This is a genomic window from Streptomyces sp. NPDC088194 (assembly GCF_040702025.1).
Taxonomy (GTDB): domain Bacteria; phylum Actinomycetota; class Actinomycetes; order Streptomycetales; family Streptomycetaceae; genus Actinacidiphila.
This window is the reverse complement of record NZ_JBFBIV010000090.1, coordinates 1-18,957: the sequence shown is the minus strand read 5'-3', so window position 1 is coordinate 18,957 and position 18,957 is coordinate 1. Positions and strand designations below refer to the sequence as shown.

Annotated in this window: 17 protein-coding genes; 9 read left to right on the top strand and 8 right to left on the bottom strand. The window is 73.0% G+C overall.

The features are described 5' to 3' along the window. Positions 1-340: 340 nt before the first annotated feature. Positions 341-994 (bottom strand): TetR/AcrR family transcriptional regulator, encoded by a 654-nt coding sequence (locus AB0399_RS33215; RefSeq protein ID WP_366413833.1) that lies wholly within the window; start codon positions 992-994, stop codon positions 341-343. Beyond that, the gene (locus AB0399_RS33210; RefSeq protein WP_329370135.1) at positions 991-2,586 is read right to left on the bottom strand and encodes an MFS transporter; all 1,596 of its coding nucleotides are present in this window, start codon (positions 2,584-2,586) and stop codon (positions 991-993) included. The genes AB0399_RS33215 and AB0399_RS33210 overlap by 4 nt, the downstream gene beginning before the upstream one ends. A 168-nt stretch (positions 2,587-2,754) precedes the next feature. Between AB0399_RS33210 and panB the strand changes: the two genes are divergently transcribed. The 5 genes from panB (at position 2,755) to AB0399_RS33185 (ending at position 7,287) form a co-directional block, all read left to right on the top strand. Then, the gene (gene panB, locus AB0399_RS33205) at positions 2,755-3,618 is read left to right on the top strand and encodes a 3-methyl-2-oxobutanoate hydroxymethyltransferase (RefSeq protein ID WP_329370133.1); all 864 of its coding nucleotides are present in this window, start codon (positions 2,755-2,757) and stop codon (positions 3,616-3,618) included. A gap of 354 nt (positions 3,619-3,972) precedes the next feature. After that, positions 3,973-4,533, top strand: coding sequence for a sigma-70 family RNA polymerase sigma factor (locus tag AB0399_RS33200; protein ID WP_366413838.1), 561 nt, complete (start codon positions 3,973-3,975; stop codon positions 4,531-4,533). A 5-nt stretch (positions 4,534-4,538) separates the two neighbouring features. Next, a complete protein-coding gene (locus AB0399_RS33195; protein WP_329370131.1) occupies positions 4,539-5,255 on the top strand; it encodes a zf-HC2 domain-containing protein in 717 nt (238 codons plus the stop codon). 140 nt (positions 5,256-5,395) lie between these two features. Then, positions 5,396-6,460, top strand: coding sequence for an ATP-binding cassette domain-containing protein (locus AB0399_RS33190; RefSeq protein ID WP_366413832.1), 1,065 nt, complete (start codon positions 5,396-5,398; stop codon positions 6,458-6,460). Next, on the top strand, positions 6,457-7,287 hold the full coding sequence (locus AB0399_RS33185; RefSeq protein WP_329370127.1) for an ABC transporter permease: 831 nt from the start codon (positions 6,457-6,459) through the stop codon (positions 7,285-7,287). The genes AB0399_RS33190 and AB0399_RS33185 overlap by 4 nt, the downstream gene beginning before the upstream one ends. A 61-nt stretch (positions 7,288-7,348) precedes the next feature. On the opposite strand, the gene AB0399_RS33180 is transcribed toward AB0399_RS33185, so the two are convergent. Continuing rightward, positions 7,349-10,933, bottom strand: coding sequence for a BTAD domain-containing putative transcriptional regulator (locus tag AB0399_RS33180; RefSeq protein ID WP_366413831.1), 3,585 nt, complete (start codon positions 10,931-10,933; stop codon positions 7,349-7,351). A gap of 256 nt (positions 10,934-11,189) precedes the next feature. Here AB0399_RS33180 and AB0399_RS33175 point away from each other — a divergent pair, with 256 nt between their 5' ends. Beyond that, positions 11,190-11,975 carry a site-2 protease family protein gene (locus AB0399_RS33175; protein WP_329370125.1) on the top strand — a complete coding sequence of 262 codons (786 nt, stop codon included), beginning with the start codon at positions 11,190-11,192 and terminating at the stop codon, positions 11,973-11,975. A 115-nt stretch (positions 11,976-12,090) separates the two neighbouring features. Here AB0399_RS33175 and AB0399_RS33170 read toward each other — a convergent pair whose 3' ends face one another. From AB0399_RS33170 to AB0399_RS33155, 4 genes are all read right to left on the bottom strand, one after another. Beyond that, on the bottom strand, positions 12,091-12,282 hold the full coding sequence (locus tag AB0399_RS33170) for a hypothetical protein (RefSeq protein WP_328463304.1): 192 nt from the start codon (positions 12,280-12,282) through the stop codon (positions 12,091-12,093). A gap of 65 nt (positions 12,283-12,347) precedes the next feature. After that, positions 12,348-13,067 (bottom strand): NADPH-dependent F420 reductase, encoded by a 720-nt coding sequence (gene npdG, locus AB0399_RS33165; RefSeq protein WP_328463306.1) that lies wholly within the window; start codon positions 13,065-13,067, stop codon positions 12,348-12,350. Positions 13,068-13,246: 179 nt separating this feature from the next. After that, positions 13,247-14,515 (bottom strand): MFS transporter, encoded by a 1,269-nt coding sequence (locus tag AB0399_RS33160; RefSeq protein ID WP_366413837.1) that lies wholly within the window; start codon positions 14,513-14,515, stop codon positions 13,247-13,249. Positions 14,516-14,830: 315 nt separating this feature from the next. After that, a complete protein-coding gene (locus AB0399_RS33155; protein ID WP_329370120.1) occupies positions 14,831-15,025 on the bottom strand; it encodes a hypothetical protein in 195 nt (64 codons plus the stop codon). A gap of 118 nt (positions 15,026-15,143) precedes the next feature. Here AB0399_RS33155 and map point away from each other — a divergent pair, with 118 nt between their 5' ends. Both map and AB0399_RS33145 read left to right on the top strand, forming a co-directional pair. After that, positions 15,144-16,001, top strand: coding sequence for a type I methionyl aminopeptidase (gene map / locus AB0399_RS33150; RefSeq protein WP_366413830.1), 858 nt, complete (start codon positions 15,144-15,146; stop codon positions 15,999-16,001). Between the two features lie 61 nt (positions 16,002-16,062). After that, a complete protein-coding gene (locus tag AB0399_RS33145; protein WP_366413829.1) occupies positions 16,063-17,055 on the top strand; it encodes a hypothetical protein in 993 nt (330 codons plus the stop codon). Between the two features lie 52 nt (positions 17,056-17,107). Here AB0399_RS33145 and AB0399_RS33140 read toward each other — a convergent pair whose 3' ends face one another. Next, positions 17,108-17,878 (bottom strand): bifunctional DNA primase/polymerase, encoded by a 771-nt coding sequence (locus AB0399_RS33140; RefSeq protein ID WP_329370114.1) that lies wholly within the window; start codon positions 17,876-17,878, stop codon positions 17,108-17,110. 224 nt (positions 17,879-18,102) lie between these two features. Between AB0399_RS33140 and AB0399_RS33135 the strand changes: the two genes are divergently transcribed. Further along, positions 18,103-18,753 (top strand): biliverdin-producing heme oxygenase, encoded by a 651-nt coding sequence (locus AB0399_RS33135; protein WP_366413828.1) that lies wholly within the window; start codon positions 18,103-18,105, stop codon positions 18,751-18,753. The last annotated feature ends 204 nt before the right edge of the window (positions 18,754-18,957 follow it).

The following is an 18,957-nucleotide window of genomic DNA, read 5'->3' as shown; positions in this document are numbered from 1 at the left end:
TCTCCGCGGCGTCGCACCGCCCGGCAGGTGCGTCTGCCGCGCTGTCGTCGGTCCCCGGCTCACCGGACACCGCTCCTTCAACCGCGGAGTGCCGACACGGAGTTCCCACGCGGAGATCCGTGCGACCGACCCGAGGCGACACTACGGGATTCGTATGTGAACCGACGGCTTGACGGGGGTGTCGGGTTCCGCGGCACGGCACTTACCGGGAGGACTGTGACAAGACCATCACACAGCGGCCGGCGGCCCACCGGATTCTCCGGGTGGGCCGCCGGCCGCTGACGAGGACGGATGACGGTGACGGGTGACGGGCGACGGGCGACGGGTGACAGGCGACGGGTCAGTCGCGGGGGCGCATCCCGTCCAGGAGGGTGTCCACCACGCGGTCGGCGAGGTCCTCGGGGAGCGAGGAGTCCGGGCGCAGGGTGGCGCGGGCGAGCACGGGACCGGCCACCATGTCGCAGAGCAGTTCGAGGTCGGTACCGAGTTCGGGACGGATCTGGCCGGTGGCGATGCCGCGCTCCAGCAGCGCCCTGAGCATCTGGCGGCGGCCGGCGATGACGGTGTCGTGGTAGCGCTTCCACAGCCGCGGGTTGCTCTGCATCTGCGTCACCATGGTCCGCAGCAGCGCGGACTCCCGCTTGGCGAGGCTGTGCCGGCGGATGAACTCGACCGCGCAGACCAGGTCCGTACGCAGGTCGCCGGTGCGGCTGACCGGTGGTGGCGGGTCCACGGTGTCGAGCACGTCGAACAGCAGCGCGTCCTTGCCGGACCAGCGCCGGTACACCGTCGCCTTGCCGACGCCCGCTTCCCGGGCGATGCCCTCCATGGTCAGGTCGCCGATCGACGTGCCCTCGGAGATCAGCCGCAGCACGGTGTCGATGACCGTACGGTCGACGGCCGCGTTGCGCGGGCGTCCGCGCGGTGCCGTGACCGCCGCCGTACCGTCCGGCGTACGGTCCGCGGCACCGCCCGGGGAAGTGCCCACCGTCACTGCTCGACTCCCACCATCTCCCGCTCCTCCGAGCCGCCGCCGGCCGCGCGCGCCGGTGCGTCCTTGGGGGGCAGGAAGGCGAGCGCGATCACGCCGCCGATGATCGCGACCGCGGCGGAGGCGGCCGCCGTGATGTGCATGGCGTGGATGAACGCGTCGTTGGCGGGCTGGATCAGCACGTTGCCGCGCGGGCCGATCTTCTGCGCGACGCCGAGGGTCGCCTCGATCGACTCGCCGGCCGCGTGCCGCTTGTCGGCGGGCAGGCTGCCGAGGTGGGTGCTGATGCCGTTGCGGTAGACGGTGGACATCACCGAGCCGAGCACGGCCACGCCGAGGGCGCCGCCGACCTGCCGGAAGGTGTTGTTGACCGCGGAGCCGGAGCCGGCCTTCTCGCGCGGCAGCGACGACATGATCATCACGGTGGCGGGCGGCATGACGTGCGCCATCGCGGTGCCCATCACGAAGAACAGCACCTCCAGCTCCCAGATCGGGGTGGACTGGCCGAGCATGAGGAAGCCGAGGAAGGACAGCCCGGTCAGCACCATGCCGCCGGCGCACACCACCCGGGCGCCGAGCTTGTCGACCAGCAGCCGGGCGCGCGGCGCGAACACCATCTGGGCGGCGGCCAGCGGGAGCAGCAGCAGGCCGGACTGGAGGGCGCTGTAGCCGCGGACCGACTGGGTGTAGAAGACGATGAAGAAGGTCACGCCCATCAGCGCGAAGAAGACCAGGCCGATCGCGGCGACCGAGGCGGAGAACTGCCGCTTCTTGAAGTAGGCGACGTCCAGGGCCGGGTGGTCGCTGCGCGCCTCGTACCAGACGAAGCCGCCGAGGATGGCGAGGCCGCCCACGGAGGTGGCCCACACCTCCGGGCGGGTGAAGTCGCCGTACTGGCCGCCCTTGATGATGCCGTAGATGAGCAGCACCAGGCCGGCGATGGACAGCAGCACGCCGACCGGGTCGAGCCGGCCGGGCCGCGGGTCCTTGGAGTCGGGCACGATCAGGAACATCGCGATCAGCGCGGCGACCACGATCGGCACGTTGACCAGGAAGACCGAGCCCCACCAGAAGTGCTGGAGCAGCAGGCCGCCGGTGATCGGGCCGACCGCGATGGCCAGGCCGACCACGCCCGCCCAGATGCCGATGGCGCGCGGCTGCTCCTCGCGCTCGAAGACGTTCATGATGATGGCGAGGGTGGCGGGCATGATGAACGCGCCGCCCAGGCCCATCACGCCGCGCCAGGCGATCAGTTCGCCCGCGGAGCCGGCGAACGCGGACAGCGCGGAGCCGCCGCCGAACACGAACATGCCGAAGAGCAGCACCTTCTTGCGGCCCAGCCGGTCGCCGAGCAGGCCCGCGGTGAACAGCAGGCCGGCGAAGACCAGGGTGTACGAGTTGATCGCCCACTCCAACTCGCTCTGGCTGGCGCCGAGTCCGGTCGGGGCGGGTTGGGCGATCGTCTTCATCGCCACGTTGAGGATCGAGTTGTCCAGCACCACGACGAGCAGGCTGAACAGCAACACGGTGAGAATCGCCCAGCGGCGGCGATGGATCGCCTCGGGCACCTTGGTGACTATCACATCAGCGGCCATTGCACGAGGGTACCCCATTTACGATACGGCCCCGTCTCGTATCGTAAAGCCCGGGTAAAAGCAGCACCTCAGCGGAGGGCTTTCGGCGCGGCGCCGGGCGTGTCAGCATGGGAGGTGGTCCGGGGACGCCGTCAGGGCGCCTCGAGATGACATGAAGGAGCCGTCACCATGACGCAACTTCCGGCTGCCCAGAACCCAGCCGACAACCCCAAGGCGCTCTACGGCGGGACCGGCTCCCGCCGGGTGACCGTGCGTGATCTGGGCGCCGCCAAGGAGCGCGGCGAGAAGTGGCCCATGCTCACCGCGTACGACGCGATGACCGCGTCCGTCTTCGACGAGGCGGGCATCCCCGTGCTGCTGGTCGGTGACTCGATGGGCAACTGTCACCTCGGCTACGACACCACCGTGCCGGTCACGCTCGACCACATGACGATGCTGTCCGCCGCCGTCGTCCGCGGCACCCGGCGGGCCCTGATCGTCGGCGACCTGACCTTCGGCTCGTACCAGGAGGGCCCGGTGCAGGCCCTGCGCAGCGCGACCCGGCTGGTGAAGGAGGCCGGCGTCGGCGCGGTGAAGCTGGAGGGCGGCAAGCGCTCGCTGGCCCAGACCGAGGCGCTGGTCGAGGCCGGCATCCCGGTCATGTCGCACATGGGCCTGACCCCGCAGTCCGTGCACACCCTGGGCTACCGCGTGCAGGGCCGTGGCGACGAGGCGGCGCACCGCCTGATGCAGGACGCCAAGGCCGCGCAGGAGGCGGGCGCCTTCGCGCTGGTGCTGGAACTGGTGCCGAGCGAGGTCGCCGCCGAGATCACCCGCACCCTGGAGATCCCCGTGATCGGCATCGGCGCCGGCCCCGACACCGACGCGCAGGTGCTGGTGTGGACCGACATGGCCGGGATGACCGGCGGCAAGGTGCCGCGCTTCACCAAGCAGTACGCCGACCTGCGCCGCACCCTGGGTGACGCGGCGAAGGCGTACGCGCAGGACGTGGTGGGCGGGGAGTTCCCGGCCGAGGAGCACACCTTCCACTGACGTCGGGGGGGCGAGGCGGGCGGGTCCGGGTGTGTCCGGGCCCGCCCGCCTGCGCCTTCCGCGGCTTTTCCGCCTCCCGGATGAGACGTTCCGGCCGCGGGTCCGTATGGAGGGCGTGAGCGCCGCCGCCGCGGCGACCCGCCACCCTTGGAAAGCCACCCGCTGATGTCTCGATCCGCGATACGCGAACTCGACCGGGAGCCGCCGGTGCGGCAGGATGCGCCCGTGGACGGACCCCCTCCGGAGCTACCGGAACAGGCCGGTGCGGCGCGGCCGGCCGGCCCGCCCGGGCCCGACGGCACGGCCCGGCCCGGTGCGGTGGCCGGTGCCGAGCCCGCGCCCGGTGCTGGGCCGGTGTCCGGTGCCGAGCCCGCGCCCGGGTCGGGGTCGGGGCCCGACGGCGCGGTCCCGGAGGAAGACCTCATGCGGGCGCTGTACCGCGAGCACGCGGGCGCCCTGTTCACCTACGTCCTCAAGCTCGTCGCGGGCGACCGCCACCTCGCCGAGGACGTCGTGCAGGAGACGCTGCTGCGGGCCTGGAAGAGCGCGGCGCAGCTCGACCCGGCGGCCAGGTCGCTGCGGCCCTGGCTGGTCACCGTCGCCCGGCGGATCGTGATCGACGGCCACCGCAGCCGGCAGGCCCGGCCCCCCGAGACCTCCCCCGCCGCCCTGGACCTGCTGCCGGCGCGCGACGAACTGGAGCGCTCACTGCGCCTGATGACGATCTCCGACGCCCTCCAGGACCTGTCCCCCGCCCACCGCGAAGCGCTCGTCGAGACGTACTTCAAGGGCCGTACAGTCAGCGAGGCGGCCGAGGAGCTGGGGCTGCCGCCCGGCACCGTACGGTCCCGGGTCTTCTACGCGCTGCGCGCCGCACGGAACGCACTGGAGGAGAGAGGGGTGACCACCTCGTGAACCCCATGACGCCTCATGTGGACGTGGGCGCCTATCTGCTCGGGGCCCTCGACGACGCGCAGATGTCGGCGTTCGAGGAGCACCTGGCCGGGTGCGACGAGTGCGGGCGGGAGCTGGACGAGCTGAGCGGGGTGGTGCCGGTCCTCGCCGAGCTGCGGGAGGACGGGATCGGCTTCCCCGAGCCGCCCGGCGACGCGCTGCTGGACCGGCTGCTGCGGCAGGTCTCCGGCGAGCGCCGGGCCCGCCGCAGGCGGCGGCTGGTCGCGGTCGCGGTGGCCGCGGCGCTGGTCGTCGGCGGGCCCACCGTCGCGGTGCTGGCCACCCACGACGGCACCGCCACCCCTGCCGCCAGTGCCCTCCCGGGCGCGCAGGACTCGGCGCGCGACCCGTCGACCGGGGTGTCCGCCGTCGTCGGGCTCACCGACAAGGCGTGGGGCACCGCGGTCAGCCTCCGGCTGGCCGGGGTGCGCGGCCCGGACCACTGCCACCTGGACGCCGTGGGCCGCGACGACTCCCGGGAGACCGTCGCGACCTGGTCGGTGCCGCAGGGCGGGTACGGCACGGGCGAGCAGCCCAAGGCGCTGACCGTGAGCGGCGCCACCGGGATGCACCCCACGGCGATCAGCCGGTTCGAGGTGCGCGCCGCTGACGGCACCCTGCTGCTGAGCATCCCGCAGGCCGGCGCGCAGCCCACGGACCGCCCGCGCGGCACCGCCGGCTGACCCGCCGGGCGCCCGACGATCGCCGCACCGTCTCGTCACCACCGCGCTGACCTGCTGCTTTCGTCACCGATATCCCGCCGACATATCGCTGTCGGTGGGATATCGGTGCCGTGTCGGTGGGGCCCTGCATGGTGGTGGACATGACGACGCGACTGACAGAGAACGGTGGGACCGCCGCCGTCGAGGTGCGCGGTCTGGTCAAGCACTACGGCCCGACCAAAGCCCTCGACGGGGTGGATCTGGAAGTGCGCCAGGGCACGGTGCTCGGCGTCCTCGGCCCGAACGGGGCCGGCAAGACCACGCTCGTACGGGTGCTGTCCACGCTGGTGCGGCCGGACGCCGGCAGCGCCCACGTGGCGGGCTACGACGTACTCAAGCAACCCCGGCAGCTGCGCCGGGTGATCGGGATGACCGGGCAGTACGCCTCGGTCGACGAGAAGCTCTCCGGCCGGGAGAACCTGTACATGATCGGGCGGCTGCTCGACCTGCCCCGCAAGGAGGCCAGGTCCCGCGCCGACGAGCTGCTGGAGCGCTTCTCGCTCACCGAGGCCGCCAAGCGGCCGGCGATGCAGTACTCCGGCGGTATGCGCCGCCGCCTCGACCTGGCGGCGAGCATGATCGGCCGCCCCGCGGTGCTCTACCTGGACGAGCCGACCACGGGCCTGGACCCGCGCACCCGCAACGAGGTGTGGGAGGAGGTGCAGCGGATGGTCGCCGAGGGGGCGACGGTGCTGCTCACCACCCAGTACATGGAGGAGGCCGAGCAGCTCGCCCACGAGCTGACGGTCATCGACCGCGGCCGGATCATCGCCGGCGGCAAGGTCGCCGAGCTGAAGGCGAAGGTCGGCGGGCGGACCCTGCGGATCAGGCCGAGCGAGGCCGCAGAGGCCGCCGGGATGGCCGCCGCGATCGCCGAGGCCGGGCTCGACGGCGTCGCGGGCGCCCGCACCGACGACGACGGCCTGGTCAGCGTGCCGATCCTCAGCGACGACCAGCTCACCGCCGTGGTGGGACTGCTGGGCGCCCGCGGCTTCGGCATCGCGCACATCGAGACCCATCTGCCCAGCCTGGACGAGGTGTTCCTCGCCGTGACCGGCCAGAAGGCGTCGGCCGCGGAGGACGGGCCCACCGGCGACGACGGGCCCGGCCCGGCCGCCCCGCACAGCATGACGGACGCACAGCAGAACGTGGAGGTCTCGGTATGAGCGCGGCATCGGCCACCCTGGCCGCACCGGCGAAGGTCACGGCGAACGAGGGCAGGATCGGCCTGCGGGCCAACCTCCGGCACATCGGTGCCCTGGCCCGCCGCAACATGCTCCAGATCAAGCAGGACCCGGAGTCGATGTTCGACGTCCTGCTGATGCCGGTGATCTTCACCCTGCTCTTCGTCTACGTCTTCGGCGGCGCGGTCTCCGGCAAGGGGCACCAGCACGCGTACGTGAACTACGTGGTCCCCGGCCTGATGGCGATGATGGGCATGAACATCGCCATGGCGGTCGGGACCGGCATCAACGACGACTTCCGCAAGGGGGTCATGGACCGGTTCCGCACGATGCCGATCGCGCGGTCCTCGGTGCTGATCGCGAAGATCGTGGTCGAGGTCGGCCGGATGATGATCGCGATGGCGATCCTGCTCGGCATGGGCTTCGCGCTCGGCATGAGCGTCGGAACGGACGTCCCGCACCTGCTGATGTCGGTGCTGCTGTCCCTGGTCTTCGGCGCCTCGCTGATGTGGATCTTCATCCTGCTGGGCCTGACGATGAAGACCGCCCAGGCGGTCCAGGGAGTGGCCATGCTCGTGCTCATGCCGTTGCAGTTCGGCAGTTCCATCTTCGCCAAGCCGACCACGATGCCGGGCTGGCTGGAGAGCTTCACCAAGGTCAATCCGCTCTCCAACCTGGCCGACGCGTCAAGGGCGTTGATCAACGGCGGCCCGGTGGCGCACTCGGTGTGGATGGTGGTGGCCTGGTCGATCGGCATCACCGTGGTGACGGCGCCGCTGGCGGTGGCGCGGTTCCGCAAGAAGACGTGACCGGCCGAAGGCGGCACCGCACGCGGGTGCCGCCCGAGGGACCGTCAGTTCGTCTCGCGCATCAGTTCGCCTCGCGCATCAAGGCGACGGCCTCGGCGACACCGAGGCCGTCGCCCGCGGCGTACGCGGCGGCGTATCCGTCCTCGCCGAGCAGTTCGCGCAGCCGGCGGCGGGTCCTGTCGATGTGGCGGGCCTCCAGCGGTGCGATCGCCAGCGGGCGCAGCCGGTCGTGCGCGGACAGCAGCTTGGCCGCGCGGATCAGCCGCTCCGGCTTGACCCCGGGTTCGGATTCGGCGAGCAGGACCAGCAGTTCCACGACGCCGGGTGAGATCACGATCGCCAGCCGGGGGGTGATCACCTCGGCCAGCGGATGGCCGCTGAGTTCGGTGACGCCCTCGGCCAGCAGCGCGAGGCCGGCCGCCGGCTCACCGGCCCGGCCCATCAGGTAGCCCTTCATGCCGTTGAGCATCCCGACCACGAAGCCCGGTATCGGCGAGCCGCTCGCACGGGTGTCCTGGATGGTTCTCTCGATCAGCTCCCTCGCCTCGGGCACCCGCTCCAGGCGGTTGAGCAGATTGGCGAGTTGCACCTTGCCGAAGAAGGCGGCGCCGTCGGCGGCCGAACCGAACCGCTCGGCGTCCGCGATGCCCTCCCGCATCACCCGCTCGCCCTCCACCACCTCGCCGACGCTCGCCAGCGCGTCGCCGAGCCGGACGGTCACCACCGGGACGTGCTGGTGCGCGCCCATCTTGCGGGCCAGCTCGATGCCCTCGCGGCAGCACTCGATCGCCCGGTGCCAGTCCCCCATGTTGCCCGCGGCCTCGGCCTCGGCCGACATCGTCTCGGCCGTGCCCCACTCGTCGCCGAGTTGCTGGAACAGCTCGCGGCTCTCGCTGATGTCCGCCAGCGCCGCGTCCATCCGCTCGCTGACGTCGTTGTTGACCTTCGCCCGCAGTTGCAGCGAATAGGCCAGTTCCCAGGTGCGGCCGAAGGTGCGGCAGGACTCGACGGTCTCGTCCATCAGCTCGTGCAGCCGCGTGAAGTCCCCGGCGAAGAACGCGCCGAAGGGGCGGGTGATGCCGGGCTGCCGGGCGGACTGCGGCAGGTGCGGCGGATAGGTCTCGATCAGGGCGAGGCCGGTGGCGGAGATGTCCCCGTCGGACCACCAGTCGGTCTCCTCGTCGTGCGCGGCCAGCTCGATCACGCGGACGTACCGGCGCGCCTCGAGCAGCCGCTCGCCGTCCAACGGCGGCGGGTCGTCCAGGACGCCGCGCTCGACCGGCACCAGGCTCGGCGGCTCGTGAAACGGGTTCGGGCCCAGCGCCGCCACCACAGCCGGCCAGTACTTCCGCTCCGAGACGTGGTTGCGCACCTCCCAGAACCAGGCGCAGCCGATCACGAGCATCAGCGCCTCCTGCTCGTCGGCGGTGTCCACCGCCCGGCGCAGCGCCGCGCGCAGGTTCTCCTGCTCGCGCTCCAGCCGCTCGAACCAGACGAGTTGGCCGCGGCCGCGCAGCTTCGGGTCGGCGGTGCGGACGTACTCGCGGAAGTACGTCAGGTGCCGGCGCGCGACCCGGTCGCGCTCGCCCGACTCGTCGAGCCGCTCGGCGGAGTACTCCGCGATGGTCTCCAGCATCCGGTACCGGGAGCCGTCCGCGCCCTGTTCGGCGAGGACCAGGGACTTGTCGACGAGGGAGGCGAGCAGGGCGGCCGCGTCCGGCGACGCTATCCGCTCGGCTGCGGACGCCGCGCTCCCGGCCGGCGTCCGGTCGCCGGGCTCCCCGCCGGACACGGGGTCCGCGCAGACCGCCTCGACCGCGTCGAGGGTGCAGCCGCCGCGGAAGACGGCGAGCCGGCGCAGCAGGACGCGCTCGGCGGGGTCCAGCAGGTCCCAGGACCAGTCGACGACGGCGCGCAGGGTCTGCTGGCGGGGCAGCAGCGTGCGGCTGCCGCCGGTGAGCAGGCGGAAGCGGTCGTCGAGCCGGTCGGCGAGCTGCCGGGGCGACAGGCTGCGCAGCCGGGCCGCGGCCAGCTCGATCGCCAGCGGCAGGCCGTCGAGCCGCCGGCACAGCTCCGCGCAGGCCACCGGGTCGTCGTCGACCGAGAAGCCCGGGCGGGCCGCCGCGCCCCGGTCGGCGAGCAGGCGCAGCGCGGTCGGGTCCGGCAGCGGGTCCAGCGGGCGCACCAACTCGCCGGGCACGCCGAGCGGTTCGCGGCTGGTGGCGAGCACCGACAGGCCCGGGCAGTTCGCCAGCAGCGACTCCGTGAGGGTGGCGGCGGCGTCGATGACGTGCTCGCAGTTGTCCAGCACGAGCAGCAGTTCGCGGCTGGAGCAGTAGTCGGCGAGCTGCCGTGCCGCGTCGCGCGGGCCGGTCTCCGCCGCGATCGCCGCCCCGGCGGCACCGCCGGAGTGCAGCAGCGTCTCGCGCAGCCCGAGCGAGCTGATCACCGCTTCGGGGAGGGTGCGCGGGTCGCTCACCGGGGCCAGCTCGGCGTACCAGACGCCGTCGGCCCAGCGGCCCGCGACCAGGTCACCGGCCTCCTGGGAGAGCCGGGTCTTGCCGGTGCCGCCCGGGCCGGTGATCGTCACCAGCCGCCCCTGCGCGAGGTCCTGCCGCACCGCCGCGAGGTCGCTCTCCCGTCCGACGAAGCTGGTCAGCCGGGCGCGGGCGTTGCCGAGCCCGCACTCCACGGGCCCGCGGCCGCCCGCGGTACGGCCCCGGTCCTGATCGGCCACGGCCGCGCCGCCGGCGGGCGTGCGGTCGTACGTCCAGCCCGCGGGCGCGCCGTCGGCGGAGTCCGCGCCGGGGACGGGGGTGTGCGCGCGGGCGTGGGCGTGGCTACGGGCGGGCGGCGTGCCGGTCGCGCCGGGGCGGCTCCGCGGGCCGTGGTCGCCCTCGCCGGCCCGGTCGGACGGCGCGGCCGGTGCCGGGTGGAGCAGTTCCGCGTGCAGGCGGCGCAGTTCGTCGCCGGGGTCGGCGCCGAGCTGGTCGGCGAGGTCGCGGCGGACCGCCTCGTATGCGGTGAGCGCCTCCGCGGTACGGCCGGCGGCGCGCAGGGCGCGGATGTGCAGGGCCCGCAGCGGCTCGTCCAGGGGGTGCTCGGCGGCCAGTTCGGCGAGTTCGGGCAGCACCTGCCCGGCCCGGCCGAGCGCGAGTTCCGCGGTCAGCCGCTGCCGGTGGGCGTCCAGCCGCAGCGCCTCGCTGCGTACGGCGGCCGTGCCCCGGTCCGGCAGGTCGGCCAGCGCCGGGCCGCGCCACAGCGCGAGCGCGTCGCCGAGCAGCCCGGCGGCCTTCACCGGGTCGCCCTCGGCCAGCGCCTGCGCGCCTTCCTCGGCCAGCCGCTCGAAGCGGTACAGGTCCACGTCGTCGCGGGCCGCCTCCAGCCGGTAGCCGCCGCCGACCGACCCGACCGCGTCGTGTCCCAGCGCCCGCCGCAGCCGCCCGACCAGCGCCTGCAACGCCCCGGTGGCCCCGGCCGGCGGCTCGCCGTCCCACACCTCGTCGATCAGGACGTCCGCGCCGACCACCCGGCCGGGCCGCAACGCCAGCGCGGTGAGCAGCGCGCGCAGCCGGCCGCCCGCGAGCGCGACGGGTTCGCCGTCGCCCCGCAGGGCCTGAGTGGAGCCGAGGATCGCGTATCGCACGGCCCCATTCTTACGGAGTCGGCGTGGCCGGTGTCACGAAGTGCGCGGGGCCGGCGGCGCGGCGGCGCCCGGGCACGGCGGGTACCGGCGGGGTACGGGCCGGAACCAGGGCCCGCCGCCGTCCGTTTTGCGGACGTGGCACGTGTCCGAGGCCGCCCGGGATGGCATGATCGGGCGGCATCACACCGCTGACCCGCCCGTCGCCGACCCCGCCCGCCGACCACGCCCGCTGATCGCCCCCGCGAGGAGCCCGCACATGACCGTCACCCCGCTGCGCATGACCAGGCGAGGCGAGAACCGCCGGATCAGCCCGGTGTTCCTCGGCATCACCGCGGTGATGGTGGTCTCCGGCTGGGCGGTGTGGGCGGGCTACGCGTCCGACGCCGGCTTCGCGGTGTTCCTGTTCGTGCTGTCCGGCTGGCTCTTCTCGCTGTGCCTGCACGAGTACGCACACGCCCGTACCGCCCTGCACAGCGGCGACACCAGCATCGAGGCCAAGGGCTACCTCACGCTGAACCCGCTGAAGTACGCCAACGCCGCGCTGTCCATCCTGCTGCCGCTGATCTTCGTCATCCTCGGCGGTATCGGCCTGCCCGGCGGCGCCGTGCTCATCGAGCGCAACCGCATCCGCGGCCGGCTGCGGCACAGCCTCATCTCGGCGGCGGGCCCGCTCACCAACGTGCTCTTCGCCATCCTGCTGATGCTGCCGTTCACCCTCGGCCTGGCCGACTCCTGGCCGCACGACTTCCAGGCCGCCCTCGGGTTCCTCGCGCTGCTCCAGGTGACCGCGGCCATCATGAACTTCCTGCCCATCCCCGGCCTTGACGGCTACGGCGTGATCGAGCCGTGGCTGTCCTACGAAGTGCGCCGCCAGGTGCAGCCGTTCGCGCCGTTCGGGATGCTCGCGGTCTTCGGGGTGCTCTACATCCACTCGGTGAACGTCAAGTTCTTCGACGCGATGTACCACGTGATGACGTGGTTCAAGGTGCCGGACTGGATGGCGGGCTACGGCTACTACCTGTTCCAGTTCTGGAAGCACTAGGCCGTGTTGAGGAGCGCCGTCCGCCCGAAGGGCGGGGCCCGTGGCGTCCGGTGCTCCCCCACAGCCTTCGGCGGGGGGAGGGACCTCCAGAACACGGCCTGGCCGCGCCGCCAGGTCAGCCGGCGGCGCGCTGCCCGGCCGCGGCCGTCAACTTCGCCTTGCGGTAGTAGTACCAGCACATGTTGCTGGTGAGGCCGGCGAGCAGCACCCAGACCACCCCGATCCACTGGCCGTTGACGAAGGACACCACCGCGGCCGCCACGGCCAGCAGGCACACGATCAGGGAGTAGAGGGCGAGGCGGGGCATGGCGGTCGGGCTCCTGTGCTGGTGGGGGTGGTCGGGGGTGGCGCGGCCCGGCGGGCCGCCGGACGTCACACGTCAGTGACGCGCAGCCCGGCGTGGGCCTTGTAACGGCGGTTGACGGAGATCAGGTTGGCCACCAGGGACTCGACCTGGTGGGCGTTGCGCAGCCGCCCGGCGAACACGCCGCGCATACCGGGGATACGGCCGGCCAGCGCCTGTACGAGGTCGGTGTCGGCGCGGGACTCGCCGAGCACCATGACGTCGGTGTCGATCGACTCGACCGCGGGGTCCTGGAGGAGCACCGCCGACAGGTGGTGGAAGGCGGCGGTGACCCGGGAGTCCGGGAGGAGCGCGGCGGCCTGCTGGGCGGCGCTGCCCTCCTCGGGGGTGAGCGCGTAGGCGCCCTGCTTGTCGAAGCCGAGCGGGTTGACGCAGTCGATCACGAGCTTGCCGGCGAGGGGTTCGCGCAGCGCTTCGAGGGTCTTCGCGTGGCCCTCCCACGGGACCGCCACGATCACGATGTCGCTGCGGCGGGCGCACTCCGCGTTCTCGGCGCCCTGGACTCCCGCGGCGCCCTTCTCGCCCGCGGCCAGCTCGGCCGCGGCGGCCTCCGCGCGGGCCGCGTCCCGCGAGCCGATCACCACGGACTGGCCGGCCCGCGCCAGGCGGTAGGCCAGGCCCCGGCCCTGGTCGCCGGTTCCGCCCAGCACTCCCACCGTCAGCGCCGACACGTCCGGGAGGGCCCAGGGGTCCTTGGCGGCGGGCTTCTTCACATCGTCAGCGGTCATGCGGCCCATCTTCGCACCGCCCCGCCCCCGCGGGTGTCTGCGCCTCCCGGACAGTAACGGACGGCACAGCGGCGGAAGGCGCGGCGGACATGCCGCGGGCGGCAGGCGGACCGCGGCGGTCATGCCGCGGGCGGCAGGCGGACCGCGGCGGTCATGCCGCGGGCGGCGGCGCCCGGCGGCTACCCCGAAAGGACGGGGCGGTCGGCGGGGCCGGCGGCGTCGACCGGGGCCGCGTCCCGCGAGTCGTAGGACATCAGCGCGGGCAGCGCCAGCGCCAGCAGGCCCACCGAGGCGACGCAGGCCAGCCCGCCGGACCAGACCGAGGTCCGCGCGGAGCTCAACGCGGCGACCCCGCCGGAGCGGACCTGGCCCAGTTGCGGCCCGGTGGAGTACGACAGCAGCTCGATCCCGGCCAGCCGGCCGCGCAGGCTGTCCGGGATGGTCGCGTTCCACATGGTGGAGCGGCCGATGCCGCTGACCATGTCACAGGCGCCGGCCGCGGCGAGGAACACCAGCACCAGCCAGATCCGGCCCGACCAGCCCGCGCAGGCCATCGCCAGCCCCCAGCCCGCCGCCGCGGCCACCACCATCCGCCCGTGTCCGCGCACCCGCGAGGCCCACCCGCTGGTGAGGCTGACCAGCAGCGACCCCACCGACCCGGCCGCGTACATCAGGCCGAGCGACCACCGCGCGTGCAGGTCGTCCGCCAGGAAGGGGAAGATCGCCGCCGGGTAGGCGAAGAACATCGCGACCATGTCGATCAGGTACGTGCCCAGCAACTCCTTGCGGCTCCAGGCGTACCGCGCCCCCTCGGCGATCCCCCGCAGCGACGGCGGGCGGGCGTCGTGCGCGGCGGGCGAGCGGCGCAGCCCCAGGGCGAGGAGGACCGAGACGGCGAAGGTCACCGCGTCGATGCCGTAGGACCAGCCGAGGCCCGCGTAGGCGATCACCAGGCCCGCGACGGAGGGGCCCGCGATGGCCCCGATCTGCCAGCGCAGGGCGTTCAGCGACGCGGCCGCCGCGAGCTGGTCGCGGGGCACGATGCGCGGCACGATCGCGTCGAGCGCGGGCCGCTGGAGCCCGGCCAGCGCGCTGGACAGCGCCGCGCCCGCGTACAGCGGCCACACCGCGGGATGCGGGACCGACGTGTTGAGCAGCAGGCCCACCACCAGCAGGCCCTGCGCCGCCTCCGCCCCGACGATCAGCGTCTTGCGGTCCACCGCGTCGGCGAGCGCGCCCCCGTAGAGGCCGAACACGATCAGCGGCACCAACTCCACCGCGCCCACCGCACCCACCGCGACCGCGGAACCCGTCAGCTCCTTGATCTGCACCGGCAGCGCGACCATCGTCAGAAAACTGCCGAAGTTCGTCACCACCCCCGCCGACCACATCAGCCGGAAGTCCCGCGAGCTGCGCCAAGGCGCGAGATCGGGCAGAAGCCCCTTCACTTTCACCCGCGCGAATCTGCCCGCCCCACCACTCCCCCGGCAACGCATTTTCCGTTGGCGGCGCGACAAACACCCACCGGCTGTGACGCGGCGAGGAACGGAAGAGCCGCACACACTCAGGGGCGCGGGGAACTGCGCGCTCAGCAGGCCACCGGCCTACGGCCGGACACGGACCGCAACGAGAACGGCGAGCAGCCGAGCGAGGCACGGAGGAGCCGCACACACCCAGGGGCGCGGGGAACTGCGCGACCGGCCCACCACCGAGGGGTGGTCCCTCGCCCGACAGAACGGGGCACCCGGGCGGGTCGCCCCCACCTACTCCCGTGAGTCCCACTCGTCGTTGCGCTCAGCCACCCGCTCCATCGCGTGCTCGGCCTCACCCTTCGTCGCGTAAGGCCCGAACCGGTCCTTGGAGGGGCAGTCCGGCCCCTCCTCGACCCGCTTGTGCTTGAGGCAGTAGAACCACTCCCCCGGCTTCCCCGCGGGCTTGCTCGCCTTGTGAAAGGCCATCGCGCTCTCCTTCTCGCTCACCGGCGGGTGCGGGCCGCCCGGCCCGGCCGAGCCCCTCCCGTTGCCGGGCGCCGCCCCTTCCCATCGTGCCCGATCTCCCGTGGATACACTCGTCGGCATGTCTGGTCAGTCGCTGGTCGTACCCGGCACCCTCTCCCCCGCCCGCCAGGTGCCCGGGGCGATCCCGCGCCCCGAGTACGTGGGCAAGCCGGGGCCGACCCCGTACACGGGTCCCGAGGTGCAGGACGAGGAGACCGTCGAACGGATGCGGATCGCCTCGCGGATCGCCGCGCGGGCGATGGAGGCGGCGGCGAAGGCCGTGGCGCCCGGGGTGACCACGGACGAGCTGGACCGGATCGCCCACGGGTACATGGTCGACCACAAGGCGTACCCGTCGGACCTGGGCTACCGCGGCTTCCCGAAGTCGCTGTGCACCTCGGTCAACGAGGTGATCTGCCACGGCATCCCGGACTCGTCGGTGCTGCGGGACGGCGACATCGTCAACCTGGACGTGACCGCGTACATCAACGGCGTGCACGGCGACTGCAACGCGACGTATCTCGTCGGGGACGTGGACGAGGAGTCGCGGCTGCTGGTGGAGCGCACCCGGGAGGCGCTGGAGCGCGCGATCAAGGCGGTGCGGCCGGGCCGCCGGATCAACGTGATCGGGCGGGTGATCGAGTCGTACGCGAAGCGCTTCGGGTACGGCGTGGTGCGCGACTTCACCGGGCACGGCATCCACACCGCCTTCCACTCGGGCCTGGTGATCCCGCACTACGACGACCCGCGGGCGACCACGGTGATGCAGCCGGGGATGACCTTCACCATCGAGCCGATGCTGACGCTGGGCACGTACGAGTACGACCTGTGGGAGGACGGCTGGACGGTCGTCACCAAGGACCGCAAGCGGACTGCCCAGTTCGAGCACACGCTGGTCGTGACGGCCGAAGGAGCCGAGGTACTCACGCTCCCTTGACGGGCGGCGCCCGGTAGGGTTTGCGGCGATCCCACCGGGTACGAAGGAGAGCCGACGCGCCATGATCCGCCGCAGGTTGTGCCTCGGGGCCGCCGCCATCGCGCTGACCGTGCCGCTGGCCGGTTGCGTGACGGTGCACGGCGAGCGCGCACTCATCCCGTCGATACGGCCCGCCGAGGCGGCCAAGGTGCTGGCGAACTTCGCCGCGCAGAACAACAAGGCGACCAAGTCGTACGACGAGCAGGCGATCGCGGCCATCGAGGCCGGGCCACTGGGCACGATCGACCAGGCCGGGGTACGGGCCAAGCACGCCAACAACCCGCAGGGGAACGCGGATTACTCGGCGCTGAAGTTCTCGCACGCGAAGTTCCTCATCCCCGAGCAGCGCGGCTGGCCGAAGTTCTTCGTGGCGGAGGCGCAGACCGACCGCAACGGCGACTCGCGCTGGCTGCTGGCGTTCCGCCGCGGCGGCCCCGACGAGCCGTGGATGGCGGACTTCCTGGGGGTGGCCACGCCCGACGCGCTGCCGCACTTCGCGGTCGACAAGCACGGCCACGCCGAGGCGTTGCCGCTGGCGGGCACCGATCTGCAGGTCCAGCCGGGGCAGTTGAGCGCGCAGTACACCGACTACCTGGACAGCGGGAAGGACGACGGGAAGAACGGGGCCGGCCCGGCACAGGTGTTCACGGACGGGCCGGCCACCTCCGGCCTCAAGACGAGCCACGAGAAGTCCGCGCGGACCGCCGACACCGTGACCCAGTACGCCGATCAGCCCGACATCTCCGGCGACTTCGCGCCCATCGCGCTGCGCACCACCGACGGCGGCGCGATCGTCTTCTTCGGCTCGCGCCACCAGTCCCGGGCGACCTTCCGCGCGGGGTACCGGCTCACGCTCGACAAGGACACGAAGGCGCTCACCTCGGGCACCCCCAAGACGTCGATCACCCTCGCCCGCGTCGCCCAGAACATGGTGGCCGTGCCGCCGAGGAAGGCCGGCGCGAAGGTGACGTTCCTCAGCAGCCTGACGGGACTGGTCTCCGCGAAGGGTGAGTAGGACGGGTGCCCCTGGGTGAGTGCGGCTCGCCGCGTGCTTGCCCGGGGTTCGCTCAGCGGCCCCACGCGACGGACTCGGGCTCGAACTCGTAGCCGAACTGGGCGCAGGCGTCGGTGAGGACGGCGAGTACGGGCAGCGGGTCGGGCAGCGGCAGGTCGGGGCCGTGGCCGTCGAGCCACTGGACGGAGTTCCCGGAGGGCAGCCGCGCGGGCGGCAGCAGGACGTAGCTGCCGCGGCAGTGCCAGCGGATGCCGGGGTGCTCGTCGGCGGTCTCGGGGTGGCTGTCCAGCTCGCAGGGCCACCACTCGTCCTCGTCGGCGGGGGTGCCGCGGGTCGCGGTGAAGAACATCAGCCGGTCCTCGCCGTAGGCGGCGACCGGCCCGATCGTGGCGGCGTCGACGGTCAGCCGCTCCAGGGCGAGCCGGCCCGCGTCCGCGGGGACGTCGAGCACGTCGTGGCCGATGCCGGTCGCGGTGACGAAGTTCGCCAGCGGGTTGGTGCGCAGCCAGTCCTCGACGCGCTGCGGCTCGGTGGACGCCTGGGTCTGCCAGGCCAGCGAGATCGGGTGCAGGCCCGGGATGGGGCAGCCGATCCGCTCGCAGGAACAGCCGAAGCCCTCGGGGTGGGCGGCGGGCACCAGCCGGTAGCCGGCCTGGGCGGCGGCCCGGGTCAGTTCGTCGCGCCGCGGGTCGGGCACGGAGGGGCGGGAGCGGGAGCCGCGGGCGGAGCGCGGCGCCCGGGCGGGGCGGGCGGCGGTCGAGGAGGACGACCCGCTGTCCGCGCCTCGGCGCAACCAGCCGGACAACCTGTTCCTGCCTGCCATCGAGCTCCTTCCCTCGCCCCCGGGGCCACCGGCGGTACTCGACACGGTACGCCCACGGTTGAGGCCATCCTGCCTCCTGGCTGGATTGAACAGCCACTCGGGGTGGAAGTGTTCCCGTGCAACCTTTACCGACGGGGTGTCGGCAAGGTCTTGACGAAAGAAGTTAGGTAAGCCTTACTTAGGTAGACCTGAGTCCCCGCCCGACCGATGTTCAGGAGTTCCCCTTGTCGCCGCTGCCCGTCGCCGCCCCCTTCTCCACCGTCATCCGCACCGCGAGCCAGGACCTGCACACCCAGGTGAACAACACGGAGTTCATGAGCGACATGCTCGGGGGCCGTCTCGGCGTCGAGGCGTACGCCCGCTACACCGAGCAACTGTGGTTCGTGTACCGCGCGCTGGAGGACGGCTCCGCCGCGCTCGCCGACGATCCGGTGGCCGGGCCGTTCCTGTACCCCGAACTCCTGCGGGTGCCTTCGCTGGAGCGCGACCTGGACCACCTGCGCGGCCCCGGGTGGCGGCGGAAGGCGGTCCCGGTGCCGGCCACCGCCGCGTACACCGCGCGGATCGCCGAGGTCGCCGCCACCTGGCCGGCCGGTTACGTCGCGCACCACTACACCCGCTACCTCGGCGACCTCTCCGGCGGGCAGGTGGTGCGCGACACCGCGCAGAAGACGTGGGGCTTCGACCACAAGGGGGACGGCGTGCGGTTCTACGTCTTCGACGCGATCCCCAACCCGGCCGCCTTCAAGCGGGAGTACCGCACCCTGCTGGACGCGATGCCGCTCGACGCCGCCGACCGGGACCGCGTCATCGCCGAGTCCCGCCTCGCCTTCACCTTCAACGGGGCTTTGCTCGCGGAGCTCGCGGGCGCCTGACCCCCCGGGGTGCCCCGTCCGGCCGGTGGAGGGACCACCTGCCGGTGGGGGCTTGTCGCGCAGTTCCCCGCGCCCCTTGGGGGGTGCCGTCCTTCCGCGGAAGGACGGCACCCCCCCGGGGGGGGTGGGGGGGGGGCCGGAGCCCGCGGGCAACTTCGGCAGAGGGGGGGGTAGGGGAAGAGTTTGTTGTGGCAAGAGTTGGTG